The organism is Winogradskyella wichelsiae, from assembly GCF_013403925.1.
GTDB classification, from domain to species: domain Bacteria; phylum Bacteroidota; class Bacteroidia; order Flavobacteriales; family Flavobacteriaceae; genus Winogradskyella; species Winogradskyella wichelsiae.
Genome location: NZ_JABFDJ010000001.1, coordinates 534,015 through 555,237, shown reverse-complemented (window position 1 = coordinate 555,237; position 21,223 = coordinate 534,015). Strand labels below are relative to the sequence as shown.

The following is a 21,223-nucleotide window of genomic DNA, read 5'->3' as shown; positions in this document are numbered from 1 at the left end:
TGCAATTGAATACAACCAACCATAAGCTAAGTTTTTCTTCTAGGTACTACTTTATATTAGCCTTTTTGTTGCTAATTGGTAATGTTGCCTTTGCTCAAGAAGAAGAAACGGAACAAGATTCTACAAAAACGACATTTGCATTTGGTAAATTAAATATGCCAAATCCAGAAAGTATTATTTCTAAATATACTTATGATCCTATTTTAGATCGTTATGTATATTCTGAAAAAATCGGAAACTTCAATATTAATTACCCCTTAATTCTTACTCCAGATGAATTTCAGAAATTAGTATTAGAAGAGAAACTAAAGAATTATTATAAAAAAATGGCTGATGCTGCAGCTGGCCAAAAGGAAGGTTCAGAAGAAGATCAGAAAAATTTATTACCAGAGTTTTATGTGAATTCTGGCTTGTTTGAAACCATTTTTGGTGGAAATACCATAAATATTATCCCGCAAGGTTCGGTAGAAGTAGATTTGGGTATTCTCTACTCAAAACAAGATAACCCATCACTTTCACCACAAAACAGGTCGAATTTCACCTTTGATTTTGATCAGAGAATTAGCTTAAATTTATTAGGGAAAGTAGGGACTAAACTTCAGGTTACGGCAAATTATGATACTGAAGCAACTTTCGATTTTCAACAAGTTGTAAAATTAGAATACACACCAACGGAAGATGATATTATTCGTAAAATAGAAGTTGGTAATGTTAGCATGCCCTTAAACAGTTCTTTAATTACTGGTGCTCAAAGTCTTTTTGGTGTAAAAACAGAATTACAGTTTGGTAAGACTAGTGTTACAGCTGTGTTTTCAGAACAACAATCGCAATCTACATCCGTTGTCGCAGAAGGCGGAGGAACAGTAGAGGAATTTGAGTTTTATGCACAAGATTACGATGAAAATAGACACTTCTTTTTAGCACAGTATTTTAGAGAGACTTATGACAAAGCCTTATTACAATATCCATTTATAGATAATCAAGGACTTCAGATTACAAGAGCAGAAGTTTGGGTGACTAATAGAACTAACCAAACAGATAATGTAAGAAATATTGTTGCATTTCAAGATTTAGGAGAATCGTCGGGTGGTAACATAGGTTTAGATCCATTGCCTGGTGGTTTTATTAATAACCCAAACGCAAAACCAAATAACGAAAATAATGATTTTGATCCAACGAACATTGGTGGCGCAGGTTCACTATTAACAGAATCTGTAAGAAACATAACAAATATTCAGGCAGGTGTAAATACAGCCATTCAAGAAGGTTTTGATTATGGTAAACTGGAATCAGCTAGAAAATTAGTAGAAGGACAAGATTACGTGTTAAATGAAGATTTAGGGTATATTTCTCTAAGTCAACGTTTACTCAACGATGAAGTTTTAGCGGTCGCATTTCAATATACGTTAGGGGGCCAGGTTTTTCAGGTTGGTGAATTTGCTAATGGAGGGGTAGACGCTACTTCTGTAGATGATACTTCTGGAACTAATGTGATTAGTAATCAAAGTTTAGTTTTGAAAATGCTAAAAAGTGCTGTAACTTCTGTAGAGCAACCTATTTGGGATTTAATGATGAAAAATATCTATGATACTGGTGCCTATCAATTAGATAAAGAAGATTTTACATTAAATATTTTTTACACAGAATCTTCGGCACTAAACTACATTACACCTGTGTCAGTTGGAGGTGTAGAGATTCCTTTTCCAACCTTTGATAATAATAGTCCGAATAATACAAGTGATGATTCTCAAATAAGTGAAACCCCTTTAATCAGACTTTTTCATTTAGATAAGTTAAATTTTAATGGTGATGCTCAGGCACAAGGTGATGGTTTTTTTGATTATGTTGAAGGTGTTACCATATTATCTCAAAACGGAAAAATTATTTTTACTAAGGCAGAACCGTTTGGGCGATATTTATTTGATGTTTTAGATGATGATGAAAACCCAAGCAATAATGATATCGATTATGAAGATGTTGGAGATACACAAAGTGGTTTTAACGAAAATCAGAAGAAATATGTTTATGATATTTTGTATAAATCGACCAAGACAGCAGCTTTAGATGAGGCCGAAAAAAACAAATTCCAAATAAAAGGTCGTTATACCAGTAGCGGTGGAGATAGCGGAATACCTATCGGAGCATTTAATGTGCCTAGAGGTTCTGTTACCGTAACAGCAGGTGGCCGTACGCTTGTAGAAGGAGTAGATTATACAGTGAATTATACATTAGGTCGTGTAGAAATTTTAGATGAATCATTAATTGCATCAGATACACCAATTAATATTTCTGTAGAAAATAATGCCGTTTTTGGTCAGCAAACAAAGCGATTTACAGGGGTTAATGTAGAGCATCAATTTGATGAGAATTTTGTTTTGGGGGCTACATTATTAAATCTTAATGAACGACCAATTACTCAAAAATCAAATTATAGTTCAGAGCCTATTAATAATACTATATTTGGATTTAACGGAAACTATTCAACAGAAGTTCCGTTTTTAACCAGAATGGTAAATAAGTTGCCAAATATTGATACAGACGTACCTTCTAGTCTTTCATTAAGGGGGGAGTTTGCCTATTTATTACCTGGTTCTTCAAGTGGTTCAGAATTTGATGATGAAGCTACTGCTTATATTGATGATTTTGAAGGAACTCAAGGATCTATAAGTTTATTAAGTCCGCTTTCATGGACGCTTTCTAGTCGTCCATTAAATTTACCTAATAACGTTCCAGGAATAGATGGTAATGGAATTGAAAATGGATATGGTAGAGCGCTTTTAAACTGGTACACGGTAGACCCAATATTTTATTCCACTCAAAGACCAAGCGGTATTACAGATGATGATATTTCAGACTTATACACACGTCGTGTTTTTATAGAAGAGATTTTTGATCAAGATATTGTACAAGGACAAACATCTGTAATTAACACTTTAGATTTAGCTTACTATCCTACAGAACGCGGGCCTTATAATTTTCATCCAGCAGCAACAAATGAAGCGCCATTAACACCTTCTAATAGTTGGGCAGGTATTTCAAGAGCAATTACAACAACTGATTTTGAACAAGCTAATGTAGAGTATATTGAGTTTTGGGTTCAAGATCCATTTTTAGATAATCCATCTAATACTGGTGGTAAATTATTTGTAAACCTTGGTAATATCTCAGAAGATATTTTAAAGGATGGTCAAAAACAATACGAGAATGGGCTGCCAGAAGATGGAGATATTTCGTTGTTAGGAAGAACTGACTTTGGAAGTATTGTGCCAGAAAATCAATCGCTTGTTTATACGTTTGGAACAACAGGAGCAGAGCGAACCAATCAAGATGTCGGATTTGATGGTTTTAATGATTCAGAAGAAATTTTAGAATTTGGTGCTGAGTTTGGTGAAGATCCTTCAAATGATAATTACAATTATTATTTAAATACAGATGGGAATATTTTTGAACGTTATAAAAAATATAACGGTACGGAAGGTAATTCACCCGAAACTTTTACAGATACCAATAGAGGTTCTACTACAGTACCAGATGTAGAAGATATCAATAGAGATAACACAATGAATACTATTGATAGTTATTATGAGTATGAAATTGATATTACTAGTGCTTCCCTAAGTCTTACCAATCCTATAGTTAATGATACTAAAACGGAAACAGTAACGTTACCTAATGGAGATTCAAGAGAGGTTAAATGGTACCAATTCCGGGTTCCTATTGCAGAAAGTGATGTCCGTGAGGCTGTTGGTGGTATTTCAGATATACGTTCTATACGTTTTGCGCGTTTATATATGTCTAATTTTACTCAGAACACGGTTTTACGTTTTGCAACTTTCGATTTGGTAAGAAGTGATTGGAGACGTTATACGTTAGATTTAGATAGCGATACCAATAATAATAGTCCCAATGTAGAATTTAATGTTGGTGTTGCAGGTGTACAAGATAACCCGGGCTATTTATTGCCACCAGGTGTAGAACAAGAACAATTAAATAACAACAATACGATAATTGATCAAAATGAGCAATCGTTAGTGCTTCAGGCCTGCGATTTAGACCCTACGGATTCTAAAGGGGTTTATAAAAATATTGATATAGACATGCGACAGTATAAAAAGCTAAGAATGTTTATTCATGCTGAAGCACAAGATGGAAACCTTTTAGAACCTGGAGAAATGATCGGTTTTATTAGAATGGGTAACGATTTTACTGAAAATTATTATCAAATAGAGGTGCCTTTATTACCATCTTCTGATGCTGAAGGTAGTTTAAGAGAACAAGCTTGGCCAGAACAAAATGAAATTGAAATGCCTCTTGAATTCTTGCAGAAAATAAAATCATTAGGTATTTCAGGAGGGACTTTAAGTGATGAAGATGCTACATTTTATAATGTTGTAGATGGAGAATTAAACGAAACACCTTTGGCTAATCAAAATGTACCGTACGATAATATTGTAGGTACACAGAAGCAACAACGTATTGCCATTAAAGGAAATCCAAACTATGGAGATATTAGGGTGTTAATGGTGGGAGTGAAAAACTCGGGTTCAACAAGCATGAGTTCGTGTAGTGAGGTATGGTTTAATGAGCTTCGCATGTCTGATATGGATAACGACGGGGGCTGGGCAACAATTGTAAGCTTGGATACTAAAATTGCAGATTTTGCTAATATTAGTGCTGTAGGAAGTAAAAGTACAACTGGTTTTGGTAGTATTGAACAAGGTCCAAATGAAAGAAGTTTAGAGGATGTACAGCAATACGATGTTGTTACAAACATACAATTAGGACAATTATTACCAAAAAAATGGGGAGTTCAACTTCCTTTTAATTATTCGCAAAGTGAAGAATTGGTTACTCCTAAATACGATCAATATTATAATGACCTTACATTGCAATCCAGAATAGATGCAGCATCTACCAGTGAAGAAGCTGATCGTATTAGTGAACAATCAGAAGATTATACCAAACGCCAAAGCGTAAACTTTATTGGTGTAAGAAAGCAAAAGGCAGCAGATGCTAAAAAGCATTTTTACGATGTAGAAAATTTAACTCTAAATTATTCTTACAATAAGGTAGAGCATCGCGATTTTGAAATTGAAAATTCTCTGGATCAAACTGTAAGAGTAGGTGCTAATTATGTATATGCGTTTGAGCCTATAAAATATGAACCTTTTAAAAAGAACGATTCTTTATTTACGAGTAAGCATTGGAAAATTTTAAAAGATTTCAATGTTAATTTATTACCATCTAGTTTTTCCATTAATTCCGATTTTAACAGACAGTTTAATAAACAAAAATATAGAGAAGTAGAATTAACAGATGATAATATTGGAATTGAAGAATTATTTAGAAGATATTATACTTATGATTTTCAGTACGCCATCAATTATAATCTTACAGATGCATTAAGCGTTAACTTCTCAGCTGCGAATACTAATATTGTTCGTAATTATTTTATTGATGATCAATTAGATGGGTTACAAGATCCTGAATTAGATGTTTGGGATGATTTCTTCGAGTTTGGTGATCCTAATTATCAGACACAGCAGATTCAAATTAATTATGAATTACCGCTATATAAAATACCAGCGCTTAGTTTCTTGAGATCTACTTATGCTTATAGTGGGGCTTTTCAGTGGCAAAAAGGTTCTGATGTAACTACAGAAATCGAGGTTGAGGATCCCGATACAGGACTTTATGAAACTTATAACTTAGGAAACTCTATTCAGAATTCGAATACACATACACTTAATTCTACATTAAACATGGAGACCTTATATAAAACGTTAGGTCTAGTGAAGAAAGGAAAGCAGAAGAGTAGAGGTAGAACAAGAACTACTGTTGCAAGTAGACGTGCGCCTAAACCAGGTTCAGATGATAAAAATGCTAATGCTGCTGATGAAAATAAACCAAGTACAAGCGAAAAAGCGTATAACACATTTATTAACGTGATTACCATGGTAAAACGTATGCAGTTTAATTATGCAGAGAATAATGGTACGTATTTACCAGGTTATTTGCCAACCCCTGGGTTTATAGGGACTTTAAGACCAACTGTAGGATATACTTTTGGTAGTCAAAAAGACGTAAGAAGTATAGCGGCTAGTAATGGTTGGTTAACTACCTACGAGAATTTTAACGAACAATATACAGAGGTAACGAATAAAACTTTAGACTATTCTGTGAATATTGAACCACTAACAGACCTTAAAATAGATTTAACAGGAAGTAGAATATATGCAGAAACTACAACTGAAAGTTTTAATACATCAGATAATAATGGAGATGGTTTAAGTGATATATATAATGATTTAATCACTAATTCTTACGGTAATTTTAGTATTTCAACGGCATTAATAAAAACGGCTTTTAATCCAAGTGACGAGAATCAATCAGCAACTTTCGATGATTTTAGAGCCAATAGGTTAATTATAGCTAATAGGTTGGCCAAAGAATTTTACGGAAATACACCTTACAGTACCGATGCAGATGGTTACCCAGAAGGTTTTGGTAAAAGTAGTCAGCGTGTATTATTACCTGCATTTTTATCGGCTTATCAGGGAACAGATCCAGAAAAAGTTAGCACTAACGCATTTAGAGATGTACCGATACCTAATTGGAATTTAAAATATACAGGTCTAATGAAACTTCCATGGTTTAAGAAAAACTTTAAGCGTTTTTCTGTACAACATGGTTACCGATCTAACTATACAATAAACCAGTTTGTAACTAATTTAGATTATGATACTTCGGTAGACAATTTGATTGTTGATACAAACACAGGTGTGGGCTCAATTAATACTGATAATCAAGATTTAAACGGGAATTTAAAAAATAGGACTCTATTTAGTAATATTAACCTAGAAGAACAGTTTAGTCCTTTAGTTCGTTTAGATTTTGAAATGAAAAATTCAGTTAAGATCTTAGCCGAAATGAAAACAGACAGATTGCTTTCTCTTAGTTTTGATAATAATTTAATGACAGAAATTCAAGGTAAAGAATATACAGTAGGTTTAGGATACCGTTTTAAAGATTTAAGAATAAGATCGCAACTTGCAGGTCCGAAGCAAATTATTGTAAGTGATTTAAATATGAGTTTAGACGTTTCGGTGAGAGACAATAAAACGATTATTAGATATTTAGACTTAGAGAATAACCAGATCACTGCAGGGCAAACCATTTGGGGGCTTCAATACAATGCAGATTATGCTTTTAGCAAAAACCTTATGGCTATCTTTTACTTCGATTATACCTTCTCAGAATTCGCCATTTCAACATCATTTCCACAAACCTCTATAAGATCAGGAATTACACTGAGATATAATTTTGGAAATTAAGCTTGAATTCAAACCATTAAAAAATTACATTTGCATCTAAATTATAACTATTTTATCCTATAAAAAATGAATATACCATCAGAATTAAAATATACTAAAGATCACGAGTGGGTTAAGGTCGAAGGCGATTTAGCTATCGTTGGAATTACAGATTTTGCACAAGGTGAGCTTGGAGACATTGTTTATGTAGAAGTAGATACTCTAGATGAAAGCTTAGATGCAGACGAAGTATTTGGTACTGTTGAAGCTGTAAAAACAGTTTCAGACTTAATATTACCTGTGTCTGGTGAGATTGTTGAATTTAATGAAGGTTTAGAAGATGAGCCTGAAAATGTAAACACTGATCCTTACGGAAAAGGTTGGATGATTAAATTAAAATTCTCAGATGCATCTCAATTAGATGATTTATTATCTGCAGAAGCGTATAAAGCACATATTGGTGGTTAAAAAAGGGCTCTTGCTAATGGCAATATTTTATACTTTGTCATTGGTTGTAGCGAGTTTAATTACATTAAATGGTGTTCCTAGTTTAGGATCGTCGTTTGATGATAAAATTTACCATGTTGTCGCTTACTTTTGCTTAACGTTAGTCTGGGGACTTTTTGTTAACTACTCAAAGTCTATACGCTTACTTTTTATAGTTTGTGTAGTAGCTATTATACTCGGGTTTATATTAGAGCTATTGCAATATTTTGTTAATTCTAATAGAACTTATGATACTTATGATTTGATTGCCAATGGTATTGGTGCCATTTTTGGTACGTTAATTGCAAGTCAGATCAATAGATCTAAAATAAAATTAACCTAAAGCTTTGTTTTTTTTACTTTTTATTAGTTAAATTAGCGATGTTATATTTAAAAAGAATACTATGGAACCTAAAAAAAGTCCGAAATCGGATGTAAGTAGAAACAGTTCGCTGTACTTTGCTGTTGGTCTTGCCTTAATGTTAGGGATTACCTACATGGCTATCAATTATAAAACTTATGATAAAACTGATGTTGTTGCAGATTCGTTAAATCTAGATGATGAATTAGACGAAGAAGTGCCAATTACAGAACAAATTGTTACACCACCACCACCGCCACCGCCGCCACCTGCAGCGCCAGAAATTATTGAAGTTGTAGAAGATGAAGAGGAGATTGAAGAAACGGTTATAGAATCTACAGAAACTGAAATGGAAGCAGAAATTGTTGAAGTTGAAGAGGTAGAAGTAGCAGAAGTAGAAGAAGATTTAGAAGTGCCATTTTCAGTTATTGAAAATGTAGCTGTTTTTCCTGGATGTGAAAAAGAAAAAGGAAATGCTGCTAAAAAGAAATGTATGAACGATAAAGTGAATAAGTTTATCGGTAGAAAATTTAATACAGATTTAGCTGGTGATTTAGGTTTACCTCCTGGAAGAAAAAGAATTTTTGTTCAGTTTAAAGTAGATAAATCTGGTAACATTACAAATATTGTAGCTCGTGGTCCACACCCTGGATTAGAGAAAGAAGCAAAACGTGTTATTGGAGATTTACCTAAAATGAAGCCAGGTAAACAAAGGGGAAAGGCTGTAGTTATGCCGTTCTCTATTCCTATTGTATTTCAAGTACAAGACTAAGTGTAAATAGAATTTTTTCTTAAATAAAAATCCCGTTCAAATTTATTGAGCGGGATTTTCGTTTTTGGTATGCTTATTGTGATTTTATCATAACATTAACGTTTAAATCATAATATTATGAAAAATTCTAAAAAAGACATCAATATTGCTGGTCAGAGCACTATTGAAGTGAACAAATCGCGTAAGCATGATGCAAATTTACAAAAAAATTCATCCCTTTATTTTCAGATAGGCTTGATACTTTGTTTATTGGGTACTTATGCACTTTTTGAAATGCAGTTTCAAGAAAACAACATTAATATTGTGAAGGACGAAGCGCAGGTCGATAAGCTTACAATAGATTACGTCCCTCCTTATATAGTAGAGGTCATCCAACCAAAACAAATTGAAAAATTACCAAGCAGTGAGGTAAAGGATGTTCTTAAAGTAATTGAAAACGATGATCCAATTATTCAAAAGGTAATAGATCTAACAGAGGACCATAAACCAAAAGTGAACATGCCACTTTCAGTAGAGGGAATTCCAGATATTGAGAAACCAATAGAACCTCTTATTGTAGATTTTGTAGCTGTAGAAAAAGTTCCTGTTTATCCAGGTTGCGAGAAGTATAATGCTAATATAGATCGTAAAAAATGTATGTCAGATAAGATTACTAAATTAATCGGTAAAAAGTTTAATGTAGATATCGGTTCTAATTATGGTCTATCTGGTAAGCAAAAAATTTATACACAATTTACTATAGATAAAGAAGGGAATGTGACTGATGTTAAAATTAGAGGCCCACATCCTGCGCTAGAAAATGAGGCCAATCGTGTTATTAACAAAATTCCAAAAATGGAGCCAGGTATACAAGGCAACGTTCCTGTTGGTGTTATTTATACGCTTCCAATCTCATACCAAATTCATAATTAATAGTAATACAGATTAATAATAGGTAAGCCGTTATTCTCAGAATAACGGTTTTTTTGTGCTTAAATAGTATTCAAGGTTACTAAAAAAAATAAGTATCTTTCGCCCATCTAATATTAGTCTTTTATGAAGCGCATTGTGTTATTTGCTATTCTTTTAACAACCACTTTTGGTTACACTCAAACTTTATTATCATATGAGAAATCTCCTGTATTTAAGGAGTGTAATTCTGTTGATGTTGATCAATTAAAATCTTGTTTTAATTATACACTGAATACTTTCATCTATAAAAATTTTAAAACACCGCAAGTAGTGATTGATGAATCTTATGTCGGTAATGTCAAAGTTTTATTTGAAGTGAATAGTACAGGTGAATTTAAAACCTTGTATACAGATGCTATTTACGATGAACTAAAAATAGAAACAAAACGTGTTTTTGATGCACTACCAAAAGTGGAGCCAGCAACTTATAATGGGAATCCAACCTTTGTTCAATATAGTATTACGATTGCACTTCCATTAACCGAACCTGTTGAAAAATTTTTAGTGAAAGCGGGAGATGAGGTTGTATTAACTAATAAAGAAAATCTTAATGCAACTTTATCTGATGAGTTTGATGCTATTAGAAAAGAAAAAATTGCTTTTGAAAATTTAGAATATAGCAGCGAATTAAATGTACCATTTACGCATTCGTATTATGCGAGATTTGATGATGAAATGAATGCCGTTGGTACCAATAGCCATACAGCAGCAAAGCCATTTGTATATAATGATGTAGCAAGATATTACGATATTAAAGGAGAGAAAGAAAGTTTAGCTAAAGACGTTGATTCATGGCTCGGTAGAAAATTATTTAATGAGCACCTCGTGGAGGTTCAAGGTAAAGACTATTGGTTTACCGTAGATCCAATTTTAGATCTGCAGATCGGTAAAGATACAGAGGCAGATTTTAACACCACTTGGAATAATACTCGTGGAGTTTACATTCAGGCAGGTTTAGCGAAGCGGTTTAATTTAACAACGTCCATTTATGAAAGTCAAGGTAGATTTGCGGATTATTTTAATCAATATGCAGAAAGTCTAAAAGCTTTTGGTCCAGACCCTGCAGTTATTCCTGGTCGTGGTATTGCAAAGCGTTTTAAAGAGGATGCTTACGATTATCCTGTAGCAGAAGCTTATGTCTCATATACACCTGCCGATTTTTTAAATGTACAGTTTGGTCATGGTAAAAATTTTATAGGAGATGGTTATCGTTCTTTATTTCAGAGTGATGTTTCTAGTCCTTATCCATTCTTAAAATTAAATACGACATTTTGGAAAATAAAATATACAAGTACATGGATGTGGTTAAAAGATGTAAGAGATGAGGTTGTTGAGGATAAAGCTTTTTTGACTAAGTATATGGCGAATCATTATTTAAGTTGGAACGTCTCTAAACGATTAAATATTGGTCTTTTTGAGTCTGTAATTTGGGCCGATACTAATGGAAGAGGTTTTGATGTCAATTATCTAAATCCTATCATATTCTTTAGAGCGATAGAATTTCAAACGGGTCAAGGTGCCGGAAATGCTATTTTAGGATTGTCTTCTAAATACAAATGGAACAATAAGGTAAATCTTTATGGGCAGTTTGTTTTAGATGAATTTTCATTAGGTGATGTTAAAGCAGGGGAAAAGAGCTGGAAGAATAAGTTTGGCTTTCAATTAGGAGCTAAATATTTTAATGCATTTAATGTCGATAATCTATTGCTTCAGGCAGAATATAATCGTGTAAGACCATACGTTTATTCGCACAATACACAGATTCTTAATTATGCTAATTTTAATCAACCAATGGCACATCTTTGGGGTGCGAATTTTAAGGAATTGGTATTAATTGGTCGTTATAATTATAAACGATGGTTTGGTGATGCTAAATTTATTATAGGGCAACGTGGTTTTGATTTTAATACCGATGAAGATAGTTTTTCTTACGGAGGGGATATTTACAGGGATTATAATGATCGTAATGCAGATACGGGTATAAAAATTGGTCAAGGAAATAAAACAAATAGTTTTATGACAGAAATACAAGCAGGTTATTTATTAAATCCGGCGACAAATTTAAAAGTATTTACTAATATTATATATCGGGATTTTAACCCTGAAGCAATAACTGCTTCAACTCAAGACTCAAATACGCTTTGGTTTAGTGTAGGTGTTCGGACAGATTTATTTAATTGGTACAACGATATGTAGCTATATAAATGCCATCTGATCTTCTTGTTACGGTAACGTTTATAGATCTAATCGGCTATGAATGAGTTTAAATATTAGATATCTGGTAAATTAAAATCTAATTTGATTTTTTTGGTCTCTAAGTCTATTGTTAAAACTAAAGTTTAACGTTGGTTAGAATTAATTTTCAGGTTATCTTCGCAGTCGTTTTTAGAATAATAAATTTCATATAATTTGAGCAGTACAAAATCTTCACTATCAACAGTTTCTGTGGTAACTGATTTTAAGGAAATTACCAAGATGGGATTATCCTTAAGTGTGGTGTTTTCATCAATAGCGGGATATTTTTTAGGTGCTGAAACTATAAGTTTTGCAACGCTTACATTATTGGCTTTTGGTGGTTATTTTATGGTTGGTGCTTCTAACGCATATAATCAAATTATTGAGCGCGATTTAGATGTGCTCATGGATAGAACTAAAAACAGACCTATTCCTGCAGGGCGTATGTCTGTAAATACAGCATTTGTCATAGCAATTTCATTTACTATACTGGGTTTAATCACCTTATATATAATTAACCCTAAAACAGCAATGTATGGGGCTATTTCAATATTTCTTTATACAAGTGTATATACGCCTCTAAAAACGAAAACTTCATTATCTGTTTTTGTTGGTGCTTTACCAGGCGCAATTCCTTTTATGTTAGGTTGGGTAGCTGCACGTAACGAATTTGGTATAGAGCCAGGAACTTTATTTGCTATTCAATTTTTTTGGCAATTTCCACATTTTTGGTCTATAGGGTGGTTTTTACATGAAGATTATAAAAAAGGAGGTTTCCATATGTTGCCAACAGGGAAACCCGATAAAGGGACTGCAGTACAAATTATTATGTATAGCGTTTGGACAATACTTGCCTCTATAATTCCAGTATTTGGGTTGTCTGGTGATTTAAAATTGTCTATTGTTGGTGCTGTTTTAGTTTTTATACTAGGTTTGGTAATGTTGTTTTATGCCTTTAAGTTATTTAAAGATCGTACAGTACAAACAGCAAAACAGCTGATGCTATCTAGTGTGTTTTATATAACGATGCTACAAATAATATATGTTGCAGATAAATTTTTAAGATAAATGGATTTAACACAAGGAACAAGTGCGGAGAAAGTCGCAAGATCTAAAAAAATGATGATATGGTTCGCTATAGGATCTCTAATTATGTCTTTTGCTGGTTTATTAAGTGCGTTTATAGTAAGCAGTAAACAACGACTTAATGAAGACTGGTTGGTAGATTTTCAATTACCAAGGTCTTTTTTTATTAGTTTAATACTTATTTTAATAAGTAGCTTAACCTTTATTTTAGCAAAGCGCGCATTAGAAAAAAACAAAATGCAACTAGTGTCAATGTATTTATTGGTAACTTTAGCTTTAGGTATTGCATTTATTTTTAGTCAATTTAAGGGATTTGGTGAAATTATTTCTGACGGTTATTACTTCACCGGACCAACGAGTAATATTACAATGTCTTACATTTATGTAATAGCGATATTGCATATAGCACACGTCATTGCTGGGCTAATATGTTTGATTGTTGTAATTTATAATCATTTTAAACAAAAGTATAACTCCAACAATATGTTAGGATTTGAACTAGCATCTAATTTTTGGCATTTCATAGATGTGCTTTGGGTTGTGCTCTTTTTGTTTTTATATTTTTTTAAGTATATAATTTGATTATTTTTGTCCAATCTAAAAAATTTAAATAATTCTATGGATTCTACGGTAGTTAGTACTGGTACAGAAGAAAAAACTTGGGGAGGTGGTAATAATCCACTAAAAGCAAGTTACGGAAAGATGATGATGTGGTTCTTCATTGTATCTGATGCATTAACATTTTCAGGCTTTTTAGCCGCTTATGGTTTTTCAAGATTTAAGTTTATAAACGAATGGCCAATTGCGGACGAAGTGTTTACACACGTACCGTTTTTACATGGTCAGGAATTGCCAATGATTTATGTTGCGGTAATGACGTTTATTTTAATTATGTCTTCTGTAACTATGGTTTTGGCCGTAGATGCAGGTCACCACATGAACAAGTCTAAAGTGACCATATATATGTTCTTAACCATAATTGGTGGAGCTATATTTTTAGGTTCACAAGCTTGGGAATGGGGAACGTTTATTAAAGGCGATTACGGTGCCGTTCAAACTAAAGGGGGTAATATTTTACAATTTGGTGAATATATTACTGTTGATGGTAAAGAAACATTTAAACGCGTTTCAATTGACGATATTGCTATTGCTCAAAAAAGTGATCGTATAGATCACGAACGTAAAAACGGAATATGGTTTACAGATGAAGGTACTTTGCCACCTTACACTGTGGATGAAATCTATGCTGGTTTAGCAGCAAACGAAAATGTTTTAGTAAGAAACCAGTTTCTAGACGAAAACGGTCATAAGACCATATTATCTAGGGCAGAATCTTTAAAACAAATTAAAGAACACGGAAAGCTTGTCGTTAAAGGAGCTAACCTTCAGGTTAATGAATATGGAACATCGCTATTTGCAGATTTCTTTTTCTTTATAACAGGTTTTCACGGATTTCACGTTCTTTCAGGTGTTATACTTAATATCATTATTTTCTTTAATGTTGTAGTAGGTACTTACGAAAGAAGAGGAAGTTATGAGATGGTTGAAAAAGTGGGATTATACTGGCACTTTGTCGATTTAGTATGGGTATTTGTATTCACATTCTTCTATTTAGTATAATAAGAAATTAAAATATATTATGGCACAAGAACATAAATTAGAAATATTTAGAGGACGTTGGAAATTTAAATCTAACATTGAGAAGATCTGGGGTGTTTTAATCTTCTTATCGTTAATAACAGCGGTAGAAGTTGTATTAGGTATTTATAAACCAGATATATTAATGCATACTTGGTTAGATCCATTAGAAGGAGGCTTCTTTGCTACAATAGGAAACTTAATTTTATCACCTATTGTATATATGAAACCATTAAACTTAATATTCATTCTTTTAACAGTTGTAAAAGCTTATTATATTGCATGGGATTTTATGCACTTAAGAGATGAAACTGGTAGTTTTAGAAAAATGATAGTTTGGACAGGGGTTTTCTTAATCTGTTACCTAGTGTTTATTTTACTACAAGAGGGTGGCTATGTATTTAGTGTTTACAATGGTGAACATGCTTTAATCAAGAAAGATTTTTAAGTAAAAACAACATATCAGCACTAAGTACAAACAAAGTGTTAAATACAATTAAAAGGTGGTTTATATAAACCACCTTTTTTATTTTTGCATTTCTATATTCTAAGATAGATTATAGATTATAAAGCCATTAAAATTAAGGGCTATAGTTCTCAAAAAGATGAAAATAGTAAAAGTAAAACGCTATATCGTTCTTGGTATATTATTCTTTCTACCAGTAGCATTCTTGTTAATGCTATATCCAGCAAAACATAATTACGATCCTTTAAATATCGTAAATGAAAACGTTTCTGAAATTCAATCTTTTCATTCAGATAGAGTTGAGAAACTTTCATTAAAAGACCGTATAACTGTTTTAGGGTTTCTAGGTAAATCACCTTTAGAACATATGATCGCTGCATCTAATCTAAAAGAGTTGGTCTATGATAAGTTTAAAGGCTTTAAGAATTTTCAAATAGTCATTATTGTTCCCGAAGGGTCAGAGAAAGAAATTGAAGCGCTTAAAAAAGAGATTAATACTTATGAAGATCTAAAGTATTGGCATTATGCTTTTGGTACAGAAGGCGAAATAAAAATGCTTTACAACTCTTTAAAGTCAAATGTTAGTTTAGAAAATGATTTATCTGTAAGTAATGTATTTATTATAGATAAAGATCTTAATCAACGCGGTAGAATTGACGGTAGAGATGAAAGAGAGATTGAAGAAAACAAACCAGCTTTCAGTGTTTATTCTTATGATGCAATCCAGGTGGCTGAAATAAAAAATATGATGAGTGATGATGTAAGAATTCTTTTTACAGAATACCGTCAGAAAAGAACAGGGGAATTCGATGATTCTAATACTAGAAGAGCAAACGAAATAAATAAGAGTAATGAGTAAAAAAGCAAACTATTCGTATATCGGAATTACATTTATTATTTTATTATTTGGAATCATTTTTATTCCGAAAATTGTAGACCGTGTAAATGATGGTGATATCACAAGGGATGAGAGTAGAAGTGAAGAGGTCTCGAAACCTCATGCCAATAATGGGAAACAACATAAAAGTGATTTAGCGTATTTAGAAATTAATGGAGAATCTAAAAAAGTGCCTTCATTTAGTTTTACAAATCAAGATGGTAAAATAATTACAAACGAAGATTATTTAGGCAAAGTTTATGTTGTAGAATTTTTCTTTACAACCTGTCCTACAATTTGTCCTATAATGAACAGAAACTTAGTAGAAGTTCAAGAAGATTTTAAAGAATTCGAAAATTTTGGTGTGGCTTCTTTTACAATTTCACCAGAAATAGATACACCAGAAGTTTTAAAAGCTTACGCTGAAAAATATGGTGTTACAAACCCAAATTGGCACTTTATGACAGGTGATGAAACTGTTATTTATAAGTTGGCAAATGAAGGTTTTAATCTTTATACTGCTAAAGATGATACCGCAGAAGGTGGGTTTGAACATTCAGGAAATTTTGCATTAATTGATAAAGAAGGGTTTATCCGATCTAGAACAGATGATTTTGGAAATCCTAAAATTTTCTATAATGGACTAATTGCAGAAGCTATAGGTGTCGATGAGGATGGAATTCCACAAGAAATCACTATTCTAAAAGAAGATATAGCAAAATTATTAAAAGAGTAATACGCACTTATTATTTAAACAAGCTGTAGAGGCTACAATACCTATAGTTATGGATACCATTGATACTAAAAAAGCTAAAAAATATAATAAGTGGATTGTTGTACTATCTATAATCATTCCTGCTGTAGTAGCTATTTTATCGCGAGTTAAACTACAAGACTTAGGGTTTGATGTTCAGCCATTAACCTTTTTACCACCAATATATGCAACAATTAATGGGTTTACAGCATTACTTTTAATCGCTGCTTTTGTTGCCATTAGAAAAAAAAACATAGTACTCCATGAAAATTTAATGAGTACTGCTGTTTGGACTTCCGTAGTCTTTCTTGTGATGTATGTCATTTATCACATGACTAGTGATTCTACAAAGTATGGAGGTGAGGGTGTTTTAAAATACATTTATTACTTCATTCTAATTACCCACATCATTTTATCTGTTGTTATTATTCCATTTGTATTAATTACTTATGTAAGAGGGATCACGAATGATAGAGCGCGTCATCGAAAAATAGCAAAAATAACTTTTCCAATGTGGTTGTATGTTGCAGTAACGGGTGTTATTGTGTATCTTATGATTTCACCTTATTACATTTAATTATGAAACGTAAAATCGGTTTATCACTTATTGCATTCTTTTTCTTTATCGCTACAAATGCACAATGCGCTATGTGCAGAGCTGTTTTAGAGAGTGGAGAAGATCAATCTGCAGCAGAAGGTATAAATGATGGTATCGTTTTTTTAATGGCAGTACCTTACATTTTGGTAGCAACAATTGGCTTTATTATTTATCGAAAATATAATAAGACAGATAATTCAGAAAAGATAGATTAATATCTGTAACATTATTAAAAGATATACGTCTTATGTATAACTAATCATTTCATTCACATCTATATACAATTTATAGGTGTAATTTAATTTTTATTTGATATTATTAATTTGATGGTGTAACAATCGTTCAAATTTTAATAAAGGAACATCAATAGCATCTATCGCTGATGTAAAGCAAATGATTTTTGAAGGTAAAGTAGATGAAAGTGAAGTCGGAAAAATAAAAGAAGGTTTACCACTAGAAATTACAGTTGGTGCCATAGAAAATAAGCAATTTGAAGCAGTTTTAGATTATATAGCACCAAAAGGTGTTGCAGAAAATGGAGCTGTTCAATTTGAAATAAAAGGAACTCTAAAAAAAATAGACTCAACATTTATTAGAGCGGGTTTAAGTGCAAATGCTTCAATTATTTTAAATAAAGCAGAGAAAGTTTTAGCTATTAAAGAGGCTTTAGTTCAATATGATGAGGAAACTAAAAAACCATTTGTTGAAGTTGCGATTGGTGATCAAAAATTTGAAAGAAAAGATTTAGAATTAGGTATTAGCGATGGTATTTTTGTTGAAGTTAAAAGTGGTATTTCTAAAACCGATAAAATAAAAGTTTGGAATCAATTACAAGGTGTTCCAGATTATGCGCAGTAATATATTTAAATTAAGTGTAACATTTTAAGTTTTACATAGACCAATAGACATCATGAAAAAATCAATCCTAGTAGTATTACTTCTCTTTGGAGTAATAGCACAATCACAGAATAAAAAATGGACACTCAAGGAGTGTGTTGAGTATGCGCTAGAGAATAATATCTCTGTTAAGCAAAGCGAACTCGATATGCAACTTGCAGATATCGAAAAATTAACAGCTGTAGGTAATTTTATACCTAGTCTTAGCGCAGGTGCAGGAGTTTCGGAAAACACAGGACTTAGTTTTAATCCCGTTACTAATAATGCACAAACAACTACATTTTTATCAGCATCCGGAAACATAAATGTAGGTTACACTTTGTTTGATGGATTAAGAAATTTTAGACAGTTGCAGCGTGCAGATATTTCTAAGCTATCCAGTCAGTATAGTTTAGATAAAATGAAGGATGATATTTCTTTATTTGTAGCTAACGGCTATCTTACTGTAATTCTTAATAAAGAGAATTTAAAAGTATTGTTGTCTCAAAATTTAGTCACCAAAGAACAGATAGAGCGAACAGAACAATTAGTAGAGGCAGGCTCATTACCTAGAGGTGATTTATTAGAAATTAAAGCTACTGATGCAAGTGAGCAACAATCAATTATTCAGGCCCAAAATAATATTCAAATTTCATTAATTAGTTTAGCGCAACTTCTCTTAATTAAAGATTATGAAAATTTTGATGTTGAAGAAGAAGGTTATGATATTGTAGATTCAGGAATTGCAGATAAAAATGTTTCAGAAATTATTGCGTCAGCTAGGCAAACAAGATCAGAAATTAAAATAGCTGAACAAACTGTAGAATTAGCAGAGGTAGATTTAAAGATCGCTAAAGGAGTAAATTACCCAACACTATCAGCATTCTTTGGTTATAATACAAGATATACAGATACTCAATCTTTTATTTCAGAAGTAGATCCAGATAATCCTACTATCACGCAACAAATAGGTACAGTTCAAGGCACAGGTCAGGCTGTTATAGGTGAATTTTCTAATACGTTAGTAACTGAAGTAGGTGCAGACCCATTTGTAGATCAATTATATTTAAATGATGGTATTGGTTATGGTCTACAATTAAATATTCCAATTTTAAATGGTTTTACTACTAAAGGAAACATTCAAAGAAGTAGAATTAGTTTAGAACGCTCAAAGTATCAATTAGAACAAGCAGAATTAGATTTAGAATCTACAGTATACCAAGCTTATGTTGATGCTAAAGGGGCATTAAAATCTTACGAAGCAGCAGAATTAGCATTAGAGTCACAAGAATTAGCTTATGATTATGCCAAAGAACGTTACGATGTTGGTTTAACAAATGCTTTCGATTTTAGTCAATCAAAAGTGAGATACGATAACAGTAAGATTGAATTAAATAGATCAAAATACGATTACATATTTAAGTTGAAAGTTCTTGAGTTATACTTCGGAATTCCAGCAACAGAATTAAAGTTTTAATTATGAGCAAAACAGTAAAAATAATTATCGGAATTGTCATTTTAGTATTAGTAATTGTCGTGGTAGGTTCTAAAATGGGATGGTTTGGTGAAAAAGGCGATTTTAAAGAGGTTATCTTAAAAGAAGTCACTTTAAAAGATATTGTAGAAACCGTATCTGCTACAGGTAAGATTCAACCAGAAGTTGAGGTGAAGATCTCTTCAGAAGTTTCAGGTGAAATTTTAGAATTGCCATTTAAAGAAGGACAAGAAGTTAATAAAGGGGATTTATTAGTAAAAGTAAACCCAGATTTAATTCAGTCTGCGGTAAGTAGAAGTCAAGCTTCTTACCAAAACGTAAGAGCCGGTTTAGCGCAAGCTGAAGCTAGCTTAAAACAAGCAAAGGCAGATTACGATAGAAATAAAACACTTTTTGATAGAGGGGTAATCTCTAAGTCAGATTGGGACAGTTCTATTGCTGCTTATGAAACAGCAACTGCAGGAACAAACTCAGCATATTATAATGTTCAAAGTGCAGCGGCAACAGTTAATGAAGCTAAAGATAATCTAAACCGAACTACAATATATGCCCCTATGACAGGGACTATTTCACTTTTAAGTGTAGAACTTGGTGAGCGTGTAGTAGGAACACAACAAATGGCAGGAACAGAAATTCTACGAGTTGCTAACTTGAAGAATATGGAAGTTGAGGTTGATGTTAATGAAAATGATATTGTAAAAGTAGGCATAGGTGACTCTACAATTGTTGAAGTTGATGCGTATTTAAAGAAACAATTTAAAGGTGTTGTTACTGCTATTGCAAATTCTGCAGCTGGTGATTTAACAGCAGATCAGGTAACCAATTTTAAGGTCAAGGTAAGAATTATAGAGGAATCTTATAAAGATTTAACAGAAGGTAAACCCGAAACCTATTCGCCATTTAGACCAGGTATGACCGCTACCGTAGATATTATAACTAAAACGAGAAAAGATGCAATCTCTGTACCGATTAGTGCAATTGTAATCAAGACAGATACAAGTTCTACTAAGAAACCTTATACTAAAACTTCAGAATTAGCTGACAATAATTCAAGTGAAGAAGAACAAAAATTTGAATGTGTTTTTGTTAATGATAATGGTAAAGCAAAATTAAGAGTTGTTAAAACAGGTATACAAGATGATACCAATATCGAAATTGTTTCAGGCTTAACAAAGGATGATGAAATCATAACAGGACCTTACAGTATGGTATCTAAAAATTTAAATCCAGGTGATTTAATTTTAGTACCCAATAAAAAGACTGAAGAGCAATCAGAATAAAGTCTTAAAGTCAAAAGCATATCATCTTTGATTAA

The 21,223-nt window shown here is 32.4% G+C and carries 16 protein-coding genes and 1 pseudogene; all 17 read left to right on the top strand.

The window, feature by feature from the left end; all coding sequences use genetic code 11:
• Positions 1-5 precede the first annotated feature (5 nt).
• Positions 6-7,334, top strand: coding sequence for a T9SS outer membrane translocon Sov/SprA (gene sov, locus HM985_RS02435; RefSeq protein ID WP_449489490.1), 7,329 nt, complete (start codon positions 6-8; stop codon positions 7,332-7,334).
• A gap of 66 nt (positions 7,335-7,400) precedes the next feature.
• Entirely contained in the window at positions 7,401-7,781 is a 381-nt protein-coding gene (gene gcvH, locus HM985_RS02430; protein WP_179374704.1) for a glycine cleavage system protein GcvH, read from the top strand.
• A 16-nt stretch (positions 7,782-7,797) separates the two neighbouring features.
• Complete coding sequence (locus HM985_RS02425; RefSeq protein WP_179374703.1) at positions 7,798-8,142, top strand: VanZ family protein; 345 nt, start codon at positions 7,798-7,800, stop codon at positions 8,140-8,142.
• Positions 8,143-8,203: 61 nt separating this feature from the next.
• Positions 8,204-8,932 (top strand): energy transducer TonB, encoded by a 729-nt coding sequence (locus HM985_RS02420; protein WP_179374702.1) that lies wholly within the window; start codon positions 8,204-8,206, stop codon positions 8,930-8,932.
• Between the two features lie 117 nt (positions 8,933-9,049).
• Positions 9,050-9,844: an energy transducer TonB gene (locus HM985_RS02415; RefSeq protein ID WP_179374701.1), complete on the top strand. Its 795-nt coding sequence runs from the start codon at positions 9,050-9,052 to the stop codon at positions 9,842-9,844.
• A gap of 123 nt (positions 9,845-9,967) precedes the next feature.
• Positions 9,968-12,079 carry a gliding motility protein RemB gene (locus HM985_RS02410; RefSeq protein ID WP_179374700.1) on the top strand — a complete coding sequence of 704 codons (2,112 nt, stop codon included), beginning with the start codon at positions 9,968-9,970 and terminating at the stop codon, positions 12,077-12,079.
• A 213-nt stretch (positions 12,080-12,292) separates the two neighbouring features.
• The gene (gene cyoE / locus HM985_RS02405; RefSeq protein ID WP_179374699.1) at positions 12,293-13,186 is read left to right on the top strand and encodes a heme o synthase; all 894 of its coding nucleotides are present in this window, start codon (positions 12,293-12,295) and stop codon (positions 13,184-13,186) included.
• A complete protein-coding gene (locus HM985_RS02400) occupies positions 13,187-13,786 on the top strand; it encodes a cytochrome c oxidase subunit 3 (protein ID WP_179374698.1) in 600 nt (199 codons plus the stop codon). It begins immediately after the preceding gene.
• A 36-nt stretch (positions 13,787-13,822) separates the two neighbouring features.
• On the top strand, positions 13,823-14,824 hold the full coding sequence (locus HM985_RS02395; RefSeq protein ID WP_179374697.1) for a cytochrome c oxidase subunit 3: 1,002 nt from the start codon (positions 13,823-13,825) through the stop codon (positions 14,822-14,824).
• Positions 14,825-14,843: 19 nt separating this feature from the next.
• A complete protein-coding gene (locus tag HM985_RS02390) occupies positions 14,844-15,290 on the top strand; it encodes a cytochrome C oxidase subunit IV family protein (RefSeq protein ID WP_179374696.1) in 447 nt (148 codons plus the stop codon).
• A 157-nt stretch (positions 15,291-15,447) separates the two neighbouring features.
• Positions 15,448-16,167, top strand: coding sequence for a hypothetical protein (locus HM985_RS02385; protein WP_179374695.1), 720 nt, complete (start codon positions 15,448-15,450; stop codon positions 16,165-16,167).
• A complete protein-coding gene (locus HM985_RS02380) occupies positions 16,160-16,921 on the top strand; it encodes an SCO family protein (RefSeq protein ID WP_179374694.1) in 762 nt (253 codons plus the stop codon). Before HM985_RS02385 ends, HM985_RS02380 begins: the two co-directional genes overlap by 8 nt.
• A 49-nt stretch (positions 16,922-16,970) precedes the next feature.
• Positions 16,971-17,516 (top strand): DUF420 domain-containing protein, encoded by a 546-nt coding sequence (locus tag HM985_RS02375; protein ID WP_179374693.1) that lies wholly within the window; start codon positions 16,971-16,973, stop codon positions 17,514-17,516.
• 2 nt (positions 17,517-17,518) lie between these two features.
• Positions 17,519-17,752 (top strand): hypothetical protein, encoded by a 234-nt coding sequence (locus HM985_RS02370; protein WP_179374692.1) that lies wholly within the window; start codon positions 17,519-17,521, stop codon positions 17,750-17,752.
• A gap of 127 nt (positions 17,753-17,879) precedes the next feature.
• Positions 17,880-18,395 (top strand): annotated as a pseudogene (locus tag HM985_RS02365) (efflux RND transporter periplasmic adaptor subunit); the annotation flags it as partial.
• Positions 18,396-18,447: 52 nt separating this feature from the next.
• Complete coding sequence (locus HM985_RS02360; protein ID WP_179374690.1) at positions 18,448-19,890, top strand: TolC family protein; 1,443 nt, start codon at positions 18,448-18,450, stop codon at positions 19,888-19,890.
• A 2-nt stretch (positions 19,891-19,892) separates the two neighbouring features.
• Entirely contained in the window at positions 19,893-21,188 is a 1,296-nt protein-coding gene (locus HM985_RS02355; RefSeq protein ID WP_179374689.1) for an efflux RND transporter periplasmic adaptor subunit, read from the top strand.
• The last annotated feature ends 35 nt before the right edge of the window (positions 21,189-21,223 follow it).

Coding starts and splice junctions, on each gene's coding strand:
- HM985_RS02420 (WP_179374702.1), top strand. CDS start 8,204: ATGGAACCTAAAAAAAGTCCGAAATCGGATGTAAGTAGAAACAGTTCG.
- HM985_RS02390 (WP_179374696.1), top strand. CDS start 14,844: ATGGCACAAGAACATAAATTAGAAATATTTAGAGGACGTTGGAAATTT.
- HM985_RS02380 (WP_179374694.1), top strand. CDS start 16,160: ATGAGTAAAAAAGCAAACTATTCGTATATCGGAATTACATTTATTATT.
- HM985_RS02370 (WP_179374692.1), top strand. CDS start 17,519: ATGAAACGTAAAATCGGTTTATCACTTATTGCATTCTTTTTCTTTATC.
- HM985_RS02375 (WP_179374693.1), top strand. CDS start 16,971: ATGGATACCATTGATACTAAAAAAGCTAAAAAATATAATAAGTGGATT.
- HM985_RS02385 (WP_179374695.1), top strand. CDS start 15,448: ATGAAAATAGTAAAAGTAAAACGCTATATCGTTCTTGGTATATTATTC.
- HM985_RS02355 (WP_179374689.1), top strand. CDS start 19,893: ATGAGCAAAACAGTAAAAATAATTATCGGAATTGTCATTTTAGTATTA.
- HM985_RS02410 (WP_179374700.1), top strand. CDS start 9,968: ATGAAGCGCATTGTGTTATTTGCTATTCTTTTAACAACCACTTTTGGT.
- HM985_RS02395 (WP_179374697.1), top strand. CDS start 13,823: ATGGATTCTACGGTAGTTAGTACTGGTACAGAAGAAAAAACTTGGGGA.
- HM985_RS02415 (WP_179374701.1), top strand. CDS start 9,050: ATGAAAAATTCTAAAAAAGACATCAATATTGCTGGTCAGAGCACTATT.
- HM985_RS02360 (WP_179374690.1), top strand. CDS start 18,448: ATGAAAAAATCAATCCTAGTAGTATTACTTCTCTTTGGAGTAATAGCA.
- HM985_RS02400 (WP_179374698.1), top strand. CDS start 13,187: ATGGATTTAACACAAGGAACAAGTGCGGAGAAAGTCGCAAGATCTAAA.
- HM985_RS02425 (WP_179374703.1), top strand. CDS start 7,798: ATGGCAATATTTTATACTTTGTCATTGGTTGTAGCGAGTTTAATTACA.
- gcvH (WP_179374704.1), top strand. CDS start 7,401: ATGAATATACCATCAGAATTAAAATATACTAAAGATCACGAGTGGGTT.